Here is a 13,222-nt window from a genome sequence, read left to right on the forward strand (position 1 = left end):
ATGCTTAGATTATTAACCCCTCTATTTATTTTTATATTAGGATTAACTATCTCTCTATATAGTTATTATACTTATGCTGATTTTTCCAATTATGGTGCTGCATTTTTTCCTACTATTGTTGGCTTTCTTTTATCTTCATTTTCTATAATTGATTTTTTAATTGAATTAAATATAAAAAACAAATATATATTTCAATCATTTAATATAAAAAATGATATAATGAGCATATTATTGACAACCTCCCTAATAATTACATATATATTCATATCAAAATATATAGGGTTTATTCTAACTTGCAGCTTAATTTTGATATCTTTTACCATTCCTTTATTAAAGCAAAAGAAATTAATCACTGCTATATTTTTAATTATTTTATCTATAGCTATTTATATACTTTTTGGAAAAGTACTCTTAGTTTCTTTACCAACTGGAATATTATTCTATTAGGAGAGGAATATTTATGGATATTTTAATATCAGCAATATCTTATATAAATATTAATGCTATATTAGCTATTCTCACTGCTGGACTATTTGGATTATTCGTAGGTGCTATACCAGGGTTAACCGCCACTATGGCTGTAGCTTTATTAGTTCCATTTACTTTCTTTATGGATCCTATCCCTGCTCTCGCATTAATGATTTCTGTTGGTGCATCATCAATCTATGCTGGAGATATTCCTGGTGCACTTTTACGCATTCCGGGAACTCCTGCATCAGCAGCCTACGTTGATGATGCCTATTCGCTAGTCAAAGCAGGAAAAGTCAATCGTGTCTTGGGACTAGGTTTATTAAGTTCTGTGATAGGTGGTGTAATCGGAACTATCATCCTATCACTTGCCGCACCAAGTCTAGCAACATTTGCCCTAAAATTTAGTTCTTTTGAATATATGTGGCTATCTCTATTAGGTTTAAGTTGTGCCACTTTAATTGCTGGTAAATTTATCACTAAAAGTTTAGTAACCCTATTATTCGGTATTATTTTATCAACTATAGGATTTGATGAGTTTACCGGACAAGCTAGGTTTACCTTTGGCTTTATATCACTTTATGAAGGTATTAGTTTTATACCTGCAATGATAGGTTTATTTGCTATATCTGGTGCTATTGAATATTATGCTAACAGATATAAATTCATCGATAAATCAAACTCTAATAATAATTTTAGTCAGCCAAAATCATTAAATTTATTCGGTGGATTAGGAAAAGTATTAGTTAAACGAAAAACCAGCATATTAAGAAGCAGTATCCTAGGAACACTAATAGGAGCATTGCCTGGAGCAGGGGCAGATATTGCAGCATGGATTTCTTATGCAATATCCAAAAAATTATCCAAATATCCTGAACAATATGGGAAAGGATCAGAAGATGCTATTATCGATTCATCCAGTAGTAATAATGCTAGTTTAGCTGGAAGTTGGATTCCATCATTAGTTTTTGGAATACCAGGTGATTCTGCAGCAGCTATTATTATAGGCGTATTATATATGAAAGATATGCAACCCGGACCATCACTATTTTTATTCCAACCAGATAAATTATATGCTGTCTTTATTCTCTTTTTTATTGCTAATATTGCTTTAATTCCATTAGCCCTAATCGTAGTAAATTTTCTAAAGAAAATTATACAAATTAATAAAGATATTCTATATCCGATTATTATTATATTCAGCATCATTGGCTCTTTTGCAATTAATAACTCTATAGAAGCTATTATCGTTATGGGATTAATGGGAATAATAGGCTATTTCCTACAAAAAAATGCTTATCCAATATCTCCTATAATTTTAGGTATGATATTAGGTCCAATGTTAGAAAGAAACTTACTTGCATCATTAACAAAAGCAGATGGTAGTTTAATTGCATTTGTAGAAAGACCAGTTTCTCTAATACTGGCAATTTTATTTCTAATAGTCGTTATATTACAAATATATGGAATTATTAAAAACTTTAAAGAAAAACATTCTAATTAATTTATATACGGAGAATAAAAATGAAACTTCAAGGAATTATCCCTGTAATGCTAACCCCATTCAAAGAAAATAATGAAATAGATTATGATGGATTACGTCGACTAACAGATTGGTATATTAATAATGGTGCAAATACTCTTTTTGCAGCATGCCAATCCAGCGAAATACAATATCTATCTCTAGAAGAGCGTATCAATATCACGAAAACTGTTATTTCTCAAGCTAATGGACGGATTCCTGTTGTTGCCTCAGGTCATATTAGTGAAGCATTAGATACTCAAGTAAAAGAATTAAACGCAATTTATGATACAGGTGTCGATGCTGTTATTTTAATAACTAATAGACTTGATGTTAACAATCAGGGAACATCAGCACTAAAACAGCATTTTGAGAAATTAATTATTCAATTACCTCAAGATATAAAATTAGGATTATATGAGTGTCCTGCTCCATTTCGTCGATTACTAACAGATGAAGAAATTAGTTATTTTGCACAGTTAGAAAATATGCTGGTGTTAAAAGATGTTTCTTGTGATCTATCAACAGTAAAAAGAAGAATTGAACTTACAAAAAATAGTAATCTAAAGATCATAAATGCTAATGCATCTATTGCATTTGAAGCAATGAAAGCTGGTTCAGAAGGATTCTCTGGAGTATTTAACAATATTCATCCTGATCTTTATGCTTGGCTATATAAAAATAGATATTCCAATCATCCTTTAGTTTCAGAACTTGCTCATTTTCTTGCTATTTGTGGAGCAGCAGAAAGTTTTGGATATCCAAATTTTGCAAAATTAATGCATACAAAATTGGGTACATTTAAATGCTATAATTCTAGGGTTATCAAAGACAATTTTTTAGTAAAATATTGGGCTGTAGAAGATCTATTAAATCATATTATGCAAGCTTCTGATGATTATCGTAAAAAAATTAAAGAAATTAATCTTTAATATTATAACGGCACACACTAGCAGTGTGCCTAAACAGTTAAATAAACATAATTACTCACGTTGTATTTAAGGGAAAAATAAAATGCAAAAACTCACCGTTCTTGGCAGTATTAATGCCGATCACGTTATTCAAGTTCCTTATTTCCCAAAACCGGGAGAAACTCTATCCGGTCAAAATTACCATATCGTCTATGGTGGAAAAGGTGCCAATCAAGCTGTCGCAGCTGCTCGTTTAGGAGCAAAAGTCGATTTTATTGCTTGTATTGGCGAAGATAAAATCGGGCTTGAGATGAAACAGGCTTTTCAAAAAGATGGCATAAACACCGAAAGCATCGCTACAATTCAAGGTGAAACTACCGGTATCGCTATGATCCAAGTTGCCGACAGCGGTGAAAACAGTATCGTCATTTCAGCCGGTGCCAATGCTCATCTCACCACCGACATTGTGGACAAGTTTAAACAGAAAATTCTTGACTCCGATGCACTATTAATGCAACTTGAAACTCCGTTAGATGCCATTATTTATGCGACAAAATTTGCTAGACAAGCAGGCAAACACACTGTGTTAAACCCAGCACCAGCAAAGATGTTACCAGACGAACTACTTGCTCAATTAACAATGATTACGCCGAATGAAACTGAAGCGGAAGTGCTGACCGGCATTAAGGTAGTGGATGAAGAAAGTGCAGCACAAGCAGCATCAATTTTTCACCAAAAAGGTGTTGCTATCGTGTTGATTACATTAGGTGCAAGAGGGGTATTTGTCAGCCATAATGAATTACAAAAAATTATTCCCGGTTTCCGTGTTCAGGCAAAAGACACCACAGCCGCCGGCGACACCTTTAACGGTGCATTGGTAACCGCATTGTTAGAACAGAAATCGCTGGAAGAGTCAATTCAATTTGCTCACGCAGCAGCCGCTATCAGTGTTACCCGTTTCGGTGCACAAACTTCTATTCCGAGCCGTCAGGAAACGCTCGATTTTTTAGCCAATATCAAATAGCATAACTTAAATTATTCAAATAAAAGGCAAAACTGTTATGGCAACAATGAAGGATATTGCACGGATAGCGAAAGTTTCAACTTCTACAGTATCACACGTAATTAACAATACTCGTTATGTCAGTGATGAGATGCGCGAAAAAATTATGAAGATAGTCAACGAGTTAAATTATACTCCCTCCGCTGTTGCCCGTAGCTTAAAAGTAAAAGAAACGAAAACACTAGGAATGTTGGTTGCCGCTACTAGCAACCCCTTTTTTGCCGAAGTAGTAAGTGGCGTTGAACAATATTGCAATCAGCACCACTATAACTTGATCATTTCCAGTATCGATGGCAATGAACAACGTTTGCAACAGAATATTCAAACTTTAATTCAAAAACAGGTGGACGGATTGCTGTTAATGTATTCTGACACTCGCCACGCAATGGTGGAACAGTTAAATCTAAATTTGCCGATTGTGGTAATGGACTGGTGGCCGACCGAACTGAATGCCGATAAAATTTATGAAAATTCCGAATTTGGTGCTTATCTTGCAACAAAAACTTTAATTGATCAGGGGCATAAAAATATTGCCATTATTACAGGGAAATTGGATAAATCCTTAGCACATAACCGCTTAGTCGGTTATCAAAAAGCATTGCAGGATGCACATTTGCCAATCAACCCTGATTGGATCATTGAAAGCCATTTTGATTTTGAAGGTGGCGTAGAAGGAATGAAAAAATTGTTACAGATTACACCTCGCCCTACAGCAGTTTTTGCCTGTAGTGACACCATTGCGGTCGGCGTTTATCAAGTGGCTTGGCAACAAGGGTTACACATTCCTCAGGATATTTCTGTCATCGGTTATGACAATATTATGTTGGCGCAATATCTCACACCACCGTTAACCACAATTCATCAACCTAAAGCAGAATTGGGCAAATTAGCTGTGGAAACCTTATTAGAAAGGATTAAATCTCCAGATCTAGAATATAAAACCACAATGTTACAGCCACAATTAATTTGGCGTGCTTCCGTGGTTAAAATTTAGATATAGTCGTTTAAATATAAAATAAAAAATTGATATAAACCGAAAACAGTATACGTGATATAGCGATACGATATAACACTGGCATTATGCTAAAAGCAAACAACTATAAAATCCTAAATTTCCTGTTTTTGTGATTCTATATAAAAAACTCCTCATTACGTCAATGATTACGAATAGAGGAGTTTCAATATTTAACTAAGTAAAGCAAAATTATAGAATTTCTTTCGCTTTAGCAACGACATTATCCACAGTAAATCCGAATAATTTAAATAACTCGCCTGCTGGGGCAGATTCACCAAAGCGGTTTATTCCGATAATACGTCCTTCCAAGCCAACATATTTATACCAGAAGTCCGAAATACCAGCTTCAATTGCAACACGTTTCTTGATGTTGCTTGGTAATACGCTTTCTTTATAAGCGACATCCTGTTTATCAAATACATTCGTGCTTGGCATAGAAACCACACGCACTTTGTGTCCTTCCGCAGTTAATTGTTCCGCTGCTTTCACTGCCAATTCCACTTCTGAACCGGTTGCAATAAAGATTAATTCAGGCGTACCTTCACAATCTTTTAAGACATAAGCACCGCGTCTAACATCGGCAAGTTGTTGGGCGTTACGTTCCATTTGTGTTAAGTTTTGACGAGTGAAAATTAATGCACTTGGGCCTGCAGTGCGTTCAACCGCTGCTTGCCACGCAATCGCAGATTCCACTTGGTCACACGGGCGCCAAGTTTCTAAATTCGGAATTAAACGTAATGTTGCCGTCTGTTCTACCGGTTGATGGGTTGGCCCATCTTCCCCTAAACCAATGGAGTCGTGGGTGTAAACAAAAAGCACACGTTGTTTCATTAACGCTGCCATACGCACTGCATTATGCGCATATTCCATAAACATTAGGAAAGTGGCACCGTAAGGAATAAATCCACCGTGTAGAGCAATGCCGTTCATAATGGCGGACATCCCGAATTCACGCACACCGTAGTTAATATAGTTTCCATCAATCACATTGGCTCGTAATGGTTTTGAACCTGACCATAAGGTTAAGTTTGAACTCGCTAAGTCAGCAGAACCACCCAAAAATTCAGGTAAAATTTTCGCATAGGCTTCAATTGCATTTTGTGAGGCTTTACGGCTAGCGATAGTAGCCGGATTTGCTTGCAATTTTTCGATAAAGGCTTGAGATTGTGCTTGCCAATCTGATGGTAATTCTCCGGCTAAACGGCGTGATAATTCAGCTGCCAATTCTGGATGCGCTGATTGATAAGCGGCAAAGCGTTGTTGCCATTCCGCTTCTCTTTCTGCGCCTTGTGGTTTTGCATCCCATTCCGCATAAATTTCAGCTGGAATTTCAAATGGTGCATAATTCCAACCTAAATTTTTACGTGTTAATGCAATTTCTTCCTCTCCTAGCGGCGCACCGTGACTGTCGTGAGAATTGGCTTTATTTGGTGAGCCATAACCGATAATGGTTTTACAGATAATTAATGTTGGTTTTGAGGTTTCTGCTTTTGCCACTTCAATAGCGGCTTTAATTTCTGCTGCATTATGACCATCAACCGCAGGAATGACTTGCCAACCGTAAGCCTCAAAACGTTTTTGGGTATCATCAGTAAACCAACCATCAACGTGTCCATCAATGGAGATATTGTTATCATCATAGAATGCGATTAATTTACCTAAACCTAAAGTTCCGGCAAGAGAGCAGGCTTCGTGAGAGATACCTTCCATTAAACAGCCATCACCCAAGAAAACATAAGTGTAATGGTCGATAATATCGTGTCCTGGTCGATTAAATTGACCGGCTAACGTTTTTTCGGCAATCGCCATACCGACAGCATTAGTAATGCCCTGCCCCAATGGGCCGGTGGTAGTTTCTACACCCGGTGCATAACCGTATTCAGGGTGTCCGGGTGTTTTAGAATGCAATTGACGGAACTGTTTTAAATCTTCAATTGAAAGGTCGTAACCGGTTAAGTGTAATAAACTATAAATCAACATTGAGCCGTGACCATTGGAAAGCACAAAGCGGTCACGATTGATCCATTTTGGATTGTTCGGATTATGAGATAAAAAATCACGCCATAAAACTTCAGCGATATCCGCCATTCCCATAGGTGCGCCTGGGTGTCCTGATTTTGCTTTTTGCACCGCATCCATACTTAAAAAACGAATTGCGTTTGCTCGCTCTCTACGTGTTGCCATACTACCTCCCTAAAGTTTTTCTAATAACATCGCTTCCAATTTTTCAATATCTGCTGCAAATTTACGAATACCTTCTGCCAACTTCTCAACTGCCATCGCATCCATATTATGTTGCCAGTAAAACTCGCTTTCTGTCATCGCGACTGGTCGAGGCAATACATCACCCTTATAATCCAATTTACGTGGCAATTCCGCTTCGCTTTCCTGCAACTCTTTCAATAACGCCGGCGAAATAGTTAAACGATCGCAACCTGCCAATTCAGTAATTTCTCCGATATTGCGGAAACTTGCTCCCATTACTACGGTTTTATAGCCATACTGTTTGTAATAGTTATAAATTTTTGTTACTGAAATTACACCAGGATCTTCACTCGGCACAAATGCTTTCTTATCACTGTTCGCTTTATACCAGTCTAAAATACGACCAACAAACGGCGAAATAAGGTAAACACCTGCTTCTGCACACGCCCTTGCCTGAGCTTCAGAGAATAATAATGTTAAATTACAGTTAATCCCTTCTTTTTCTAGAATTTCCGCTGCACGGATACCTTGCCAAGTAGACGCAATTTTTATCAAAATTCGATCATTACTGATTCCTGCTTCATTATAAAGTGCAATAAGTTTACGTGCTTTTGCTACAGTTGCTTCTGTATCGTAAGATAAACGAGCGTCCACCTCAGTAGAAATACGTCCTGGGACGATTTTCAAAATTTCCAAACCAATATTTACCGCTAATTTATCTTCTGCATCAATTAATTGTTGTGCTTTATCTGAACTTTTACTTTTTGCATAATCAACAGCTTCATCAATTAACGAAGCATATTGTGGTAGTTGGGAGGCACTTAATACTAATGATGGATTGGTGGTTGCATCTTGTGGTTGGTATTTTTTGATTGCTTCAATATCGCCGGTGTCGGCAACAACCACTGTCATTTTGCGTAATGTGTCTAATTGATTCATCATTTTATTTCTCCTAAATATTAATTATCCAATTTCATACTAAAGTTGTTTTTGCATTTTTTGATGTACAATATCTACAACTTCTTTCCCTAAAATAATTTGATATTGATTAGCAATAGAAAACAAACCTTTTACTAAGTCTAATTTTTCTATTTGATTTTTATTTATCTCCTCTGGATTATTTAATACAACTCTGATTCTTGTTGCACAGTGAGTTAATGCAACAATATTCTTCTTTCCACCTAAATATTCAATTAATTTAGTAGCAATTTCATTATATTCATTGCTCTCAATATTAAGCGATAATGACTCCAATGCATTTTTTATTAACTCAATAAAATTTTCCGCATTCCAAGCACTTCTACCAACAAATAACCCATCAATATATTTCTTATTTATTAACTTATTAGCATTCTCCGGATTAACACTGCCTCCATATAATACTGGAATATCTAATCCCTCTTTATTAAACATCTCATATAAACATTGTTTAATTACAGAATGCTTTTCATCTGCATATTCTGCAGAAGCTGGAATTCCTTTTTCACCAATAGCCCAAACAGGCTCATAAGCTATTCTAACAAGAGGTAACTGATCTTTAGTTACTCCACTCAAGCCAATTTTTAATTGTGTTCTTAATATTTCATCTGAAATACCATATTCTTTTTGTTCTAATGTTTCACCAACACATAATAATGTAATAAATTTATGTTTTAATGCTGAAAGAACTTTCTTATTTTCTTCTTCATCTGTCTCTTTAAAGATATGGCGTCTTTCAGAATGTCCTATCATTACTAATTTAATATCTAATTCTTTTAACATTAATGGCGATATTTCACCTGTAAATTGACCTGAATCAGCATAACACATATTTTGTGCGCCAATCACAATTAAATTATTAAATTTATTATTTATTAAACTCGTCGCATCACTTAAAGTTGTATAAGATGGTATAACAAATAACTCTACATTATCAGTTTTGATATCTCTTTTATATAAATCTCCTAACCTTGACAAATAATGAATAACATCTTTATTCCCTTTATACATTTTTAGATTAGTACCAAAATAAATCTTATTTTTCATTTATTTATTCCTTTATGTTTTTTATTAATACTCTACAAGGAGAACCATCTGCATTTTCAATAGCTATCGGAACCATCACTGCATAAACTTTATGACTTGTAATATTTTTTGTATTACAGATATATTCTACTAACGTTATACCTTTGGATAATAAATGATAATGTGTCGTATGTTTTTCTAAAGGCTTATCCATTTTATTCTCCACCCAAAACCGGATTGGATAATCTTGAGGAAAATCAAATGCTACAATAGTAATATTTTTATTCTTCATAAATATTACTGCATCATCTGTTAAATAAGGTGACTTTGTCCAGAACTCTTTAGAATTATAACTATAAAAAGTGTCCCAATGTGTTTTAAAAATGATCTTATCTGGATTATTCTTTGGCCAAACACTTTTTAATACTTCTGCAGTAATAGCAAAGTTTTCTGTAATATATTCTGCAAGATCTAAAATATAAAATTCACCAATATAATTACTTGGATTAATATCCAATATATTATACCCACCCTTATTAATATGACTTAATGCATCCATATGGGTAAAAGCATGACAAGATACTTGTATTTGTGTGGCCTCAAATAAATCTCCATTATCAAAATCCCCCTTTTTCTCAATAATTGTTTTCCAACGTATATGCTGATTAGTAATAGGCATTGACAAATCTACCCATTCTCTCTCCATAATAAACCTCCCGTTTACTCAAAAAATAAACTTGGTAAATAAGTACTAAATTCTGGCACTAATATTAAGATTACTAATAATCCTAATAAAGATAGTAAATATGGAATACTACTCTTTAATACTTTTATTGGTTCACATTCAGCAATATTTGCAGATAAATAGATTAAATAACCAACTGGAGGAGTAACCAATCCAATCATTAAGTTCAAAATAATGACTAAACCAAAATGGATAGGTGAAATTCCGAATTGATTTATAATTGGCATAAATACTGGAACTAATATTGTTAAAGCAGCTGTAGGATCCATAATCATTCCAATAAAAAGAACAATTACATTAATTAAAATTAATGCGGATAAAGGAGAAGAACAAATTTCTGAAACATAACTAGCAACTTGATGACTAATTTGTAATCTTGCAATAACCCATGCAAATATTGAAGATGCTCCAACAATTAGCATAACTGTTATCGTCCCCTTTAAAGATGAAATTAGTGCTTTTTTTAATCTTTCTATATTTAATTCTTTATAAATAAATGTTCCTACTAGATACGCATATACAACCGATACTGCTCCTGCCTCTGTTGCTGTAAACATACCTGAAATAATTCCATATAGAATAATAATTGGACAAAATAGAGCCCAAATAGCATCTTTTGAACTTTCTTTAACTTCTTTCCAGCTAAATGGTGTTGATTGATTACCAAAACCTTTCATTTTTGAAATAACAAAAGTAACAAAGATAAGTGTAAAGGCAATGAGTAGTCCTGGTATTACACCAGATAAAAACATTTTTCCTACAGAAACACCTGCTCCAGCCAACGCAGCAAATACGATCATAGGAACACTTGGTGGAATAATTGGCCCAATAATTGAAGCAGATTGTGTTAATGCTGCAGAAAAAGGAGCTGGATAATTATTCTTTTTCATTTCCGGAATTAATGAGCTGCCAATTGCTGCTGTAGAAGCAACAGCTGATCCACTAATAGATCCAAAAAATAAACTGGAAAAAATATTAATATAAGCTAGAGAGCCTTTCCAACGACCAATAAATGATGTTACAAAACGAATAATCCTTGTTGTAATTCCTCCAACACTCATCAATTCACCAGCTAAGAAAAAGAAGGCTAATGCTTGTAGTGCATTAGTATCAATGCCTTGCATAACTTGTTGCGCAACAATAGTTACAGGTACATAAGGTAAAAATAAAAATAAAGTAACTATTGAGGAAAAAATAATACTGTAGAATAATGGCAATCCAAAGACAGTTAATATAAACATAACGCCTAATAAAACAATAAATGACATTATAATTCCCCTACAACTTTAGTTTTTGCTAATGAAATAAAAGCAATAATGATTCTGACAACTTCCAAAGATAAACATAAAATAAATGGAACATAAACCCAAGAAATAGAAATCTTAAATGCAGAATAATAACTATTCAAATTCATACCATATAACTTTATTCCACCTTTAATTAATAAAACTAAAGAAATTAACATCACAATATATAATGCCGATGATAATAACCATCCATATTTAAACTTCTCAAATATAGCTATTCTTAATAAAGGCACCTGTATTTGTGTTGTTGTTACTATTCCAAATAAGATCATATAGGTATAACAAAACCTTAAAAATTCTTCTGCCCAAGGGAACGAAATATTAATAACATATCTAGTAATTACTTGAACAAAAGTCATTACAACTAGAATAAGAAAAAAGAGACATCCTAAAGATAAAAACGTCTTACTAATAAACTTCTCATATTTCTCAATCATAATGCCCCTCCCTTCTTATATAAGTATAGAGTAAAACTATATATTATTTAGTTTCAGAAATTTTCTTAATTTCTTGATCACCAAATTTTTTGGCATAATCATCCCAAGCCTTTTTAGCTCCAATTTGGAAAGATGCAACGTCAGGTAATTCTTCTACTTGCATACCTTGTTGTTTTAATTTCTCAAGATAAATTTTATTTTCTTCAACATTTAGTTTCTTCTCTAAATCCGCTCCCTCTTTTGCTGCCTTCAATAATATTTCTTGATCTTCCTTATCTAATGAATTAAAACGATCTAAATTCATTGCCATTGGCGCAGCTGTATAAGCATGATGGGTTAATGATAAATATTTTTGTACTTCTTGAAGATTATTGTTGTAAATATGATGAATTGGATTTTCTTGACCATCAATTACACCTGTTTTCAATGAAAAATAGACTTCATTAAATGGCATTGGTGTTGGATTAGCACCCCACTCTTTAAATGCTGCAATATGTGCCGGATTTGGGGTTGTTCTTAATTTAAGATGGGATAAATCTTTTACAGATTTAACTTGTCTTCTATTATTAGTAATATCTCTAAAACCAATTTCATAGAAAGCTAGACCTTTTAATCCATATTGTTCTAAAGACCCTAACAGTTTTTCTCCGACATCACTATTTAAGACTTTTTCTACGTGTTCCTCATTTCTAAATAAAAACGGCAGATCTAATAAATTAAGCTGCTCATTAAAGGTTGTATAATAAGGATTCCCTACCACTACAATATCAATAGTCCCCATTCTAGTTCCATCAATTTGGGTACCTGAAGAGCCTAATTCACTATTGGGATGTAACTTAATAGTAATTCGTCCTTGAGATAATTCTTTAACTCTTTTAGCCATAAATTCTGTTGCTTTACTTACAGTATCTGTTGGCGAACCATAATGACTTAATGCTAATTCATATGTTTCCGCAGCTAAAATGCTTGAAGAGAATATGGCTGATAATACTGTTACCGATATAAAATTAAGCTTTTTCATAAGTACCCTCAATTGTATATTATTAATTATTGAATAAATTTTTATTGAAAAATCAGCATTTATGATATTTCTGATCAATCTCATTAATCTTGGCTACTTTAGGTGTAGAACCACCACCGGAGAAGTCACAATTTAACCACGTTTTTAATAGATATTTAGCAAGCTCAACACCAATTACTCGTTCTCCAAAACAAATAATTTGCGCATTGTTACTCTTCCTTGCCCTTTCTGCTGAAAAAACATCATGACATACAGCAGCTCTTACTCCTGGAATTTTATTTGCTGTAATCGACATACCAATACCAGTACCACAAGTTAAAATAGCACGTTCATATTTTCCTTCAGAAACTGCTAACGCTACTGCCTCAGCAACATCAGGATATAAAACAATATCGCCTGCTTTAGCACCAAAATCATCGTATTCGATCCCTAAAGAATCTAAGTATTTCATCAGTTCAACTTTCAAGTTATATGCAGCTTCATCACAGCCAATCGCTATTTTCATATTAAACTCTCCTAAAGAA

13 protein-coding genes are annotated in these 13,222 nt (G+C 34.0%); 5 read left to right on the forward strand and 8 right to left on the reverse strand.

Translation table 11 applies throughout. From position 1 onward, the window contains the following. The 5 genes from ACXPAV_RS08430 (at nucleotide 1) to ACXPAV_RS08450 (ending at nucleotide 4,958) form a co-directional block, all read left to right on the forward strand. Nucleotides 1–447, forward strand: coding sequence for a tripartite tricarboxylate transporter TctB family protein (locus ACXPAV_RS08430; RefSeq protein WP_458003244.1), 447 nt, complete (start codon nucleotides 1–3; stop codon nucleotides 445–447). A 13-nt stretch (nucleotides 448–460) separates the two neighbouring features. Then, a complete protein-coding gene (locus ACXPAV_RS08435) occupies nucleotides 461–1,972 on the forward strand; it encodes a tripartite tricarboxylate transporter permease (protein WP_458003245.1) in 1,512 nt (503 codons plus the stop codon). A 20-nt stretch (nucleotides 1,973–1,992) separates the two neighbouring features. Further along, the gene (locus tag ACXPAV_RS08440; RefSeq protein ID WP_458003246.1) at nucleotides 1,993–2,922 is read left to right on the forward strand and encodes a dihydrodipicolinate synthase family protein; all 930 of its coding nucleotides are present in this window, start codon (nucleotides 1,993–1,995) and stop codon (nucleotides 2,920–2,922) included. A gap of 82 nt (nucleotides 2,923–3,004) precedes the next feature. Next, nucleotides 3,005–3,925 (forward strand): ribokinase, encoded by a 921-nt coding sequence (gene rbsK, locus ACXPAV_RS08445; protein ID WP_458003247.1) that lies wholly within the window; start codon nucleotides 3,005–3,007, stop codon nucleotides 3,923–3,925. A 37-nt stretch (nucleotides 3,926–3,962) separates the two neighbouring features. Then, on the forward strand, nucleotides 3,963–4,958 hold the full coding sequence (locus tag ACXPAV_RS08450) for a substrate-binding domain-containing protein (protein WP_458003248.1): 996 nt from the start codon (nucleotides 3,963–3,965) through the stop codon (nucleotides 4,956–4,958). Between the two features lie 210 nt (nucleotides 4,959–5,168). Here ACXPAV_RS08450 and tkt read toward each other — a convergent pair whose 3' ends face one another. Genes tkt through rpiB form a run of 8 tightly spaced genes read right to left on the reverse strand, consistent with a single transcriptional unit; the run spans nucleotide 5,169 to nucleotide 13,203 of the window. After that, nucleotides 5,169–7,163, reverse strand: coding sequence for a transketolase (tkt, locus tag ACXPAV_RS08455; protein ID WP_458003249.1), 1,995 nt, complete (start codon nucleotides 7,161–7,163; stop codon nucleotides 5,169–5,171). A 9-nt stretch (nucleotides 7,164–7,172) separates the two neighbouring features. Then, complete coding sequence (gene tal / locus ACXPAV_RS08460) at nucleotides 7,173–8,126, reverse strand: transaldolase (protein ID WP_458003250.1); 954 nt, start codon at nucleotides 8,124–8,126, stop codon at nucleotides 7,173–7,175. Between the two features lie 36 nt (nucleotides 8,127–8,162). Further along, nucleotides 8,163–9,209, reverse strand: coding sequence for a triose-phosphate isomerase (locus tag ACXPAV_RS08465; RefSeq protein ID WP_458003251.1), 1,047 nt, complete (start codon nucleotides 9,207–9,209; stop codon nucleotides 8,163–8,165). A 4-nt stretch (nucleotides 9,210–9,213) separates the two neighbouring features. Continuing rightward, nucleotides 9,214–9,894 carry a cyclase family protein gene (locus ACXPAV_RS08470; protein WP_458003252.1) on the reverse strand — a complete coding sequence of 227 codons (681 nt, stop codon included), beginning with the start codon at nucleotides 9,892–9,894 and terminating at the stop codon, nucleotides 9,214–9,216. A 14-nt stretch (nucleotides 9,895–9,908) separates the two neighbouring features. Next, the gene (locus tag ACXPAV_RS08475; RefSeq protein WP_458003253.1) at nucleotides 9,909–11,201 is read right to left on the reverse strand and encodes a TRAP transporter large permease; all 1,293 of its coding nucleotides are present in this window, start codon (nucleotides 11,199–11,201) and stop codon (nucleotides 9,909–9,911) included. Then, the gene (locus tag ACXPAV_RS08480; protein ID WP_458003254.1) at nucleotides 11,201–11,677 is read right to left on the reverse strand and encodes a TRAP transporter small permease; all 477 of its coding nucleotides are present in this window, start codon (nucleotides 11,675–11,677) and stop codon (nucleotides 11,201–11,203) included. Before ACXPAV_RS08480 ends, ACXPAV_RS08475 begins: the two co-directional genes overlap by 1 nt. Nucleotides 11,678–11,720: 43 nt before the next feature. Then, nucleotides 11,721–12,698, reverse strand: coding sequence for a TRAP transporter substrate-binding protein (locus tag ACXPAV_RS08485; protein WP_039159320.1), 978 nt, complete (start codon nucleotides 12,696–12,698; stop codon nucleotides 11,721–11,723). Nucleotides 12,699–12,750: 52 nt separating this feature from the next. Then, nucleotides 12,751–13,203 (reverse strand): ribose 5-phosphate isomerase B, encoded by a 453-nt coding sequence (gene rpiB / locus ACXPAV_RS08490; RefSeq protein ID WP_039159322.1) that lies wholly within the window; start codon nucleotides 13,201–13,203, stop codon nucleotides 12,751–12,753. Nucleotides 13,204–13,222: the final 19 nt, after the last annotated feature.

This window comes from Gallibacterium sp. ZY190522 (assembly GCF_054166015.1).

Bases quoted from the DNA above. Each gene is read 5' to 3' on its own strand.
- tal (WP_458003250.1), bottom strand. From the start codon at position 8,126: ATGATGAATCAATTAGACACATTACGCAAAATGACAGTGGTTGTTGCC.
- ACXPAV_RS08470 (WP_458003252.1), bottom strand. From the start codon at position 9,894: ATGGAGAGAGAATGGGTAGATTTGTCAATGCCTATTACTAATCAGCAT.
- rbsK (WP_458003247.1), top strand. From the start codon at position 3,005: ATGCAAAAACTCACCGTTCTTGGCAGTATTAATGCCGATCACGTTATT.
- ACXPAV_RS08485 (WP_039159320.1), bottom strand. From the start codon at position 12,698: ATGAAAAAGCTTAATTTTATATCGGTAACAGTATTATCAGCCATATTC.
- ACXPAV_RS08465 (WP_458003251.1), bottom strand. From the start codon at position 9,209: ATGAAAAATAAGATTTATTTTGGTACTAATCTAAAAATGTATAAAGGG.
- rpiB (WP_039159322.1), bottom strand. From the start codon at position 13,203: ATGAAAATAGCGATTGGCTGTGATGAAGCTGCATATAACTTGAAAGTT.
- ACXPAV_RS08430 (WP_458003244.1), top strand. From the start codon at position 1: ATGCTTAGATTATTAACCCCTCTATTTATTTTTATATTAGGATTAACT.
- tkt (WP_458003249.1), bottom strand. From the start codon at position 7,163: ATGGCAACACGTAGAGAGCGAGCAAACGCAATTCGTTTTTTAAGTATG.
- ACXPAV_RS08450 (WP_458003248.1), top strand. From the start codon at position 3,963: ATGGCAACAATGAAGGATATTGCACGGATAGCGAAAGTTTCAACTTCT.
- ACXPAV_RS08480 (WP_458003254.1), bottom strand. From the start codon at position 11,677: ATGATTGAGAAATATGAGAAGTTTATTAGTAAGACGTTTTTATCTTTA.
- ACXPAV_RS08440 (WP_458003246.1), top strand. From the start codon at position 1,993: ATGAAACTTCAAGGAATTATCCCTGTAATGCTAACCCCATTCAAAGAA.
- ACXPAV_RS08475 (WP_458003253.1), bottom strand. From the start codon at position 11,201: ATGTCATTTATTGTTTTATTAGGCGTTATGTTTATATTAACTGTCTTT.
- ACXPAV_RS08435 (WP_458003245.1), top strand. From the start codon at position 461: ATGGATATTTTAATATCAGCAATATCTTATATAAATATTAATGCTATA.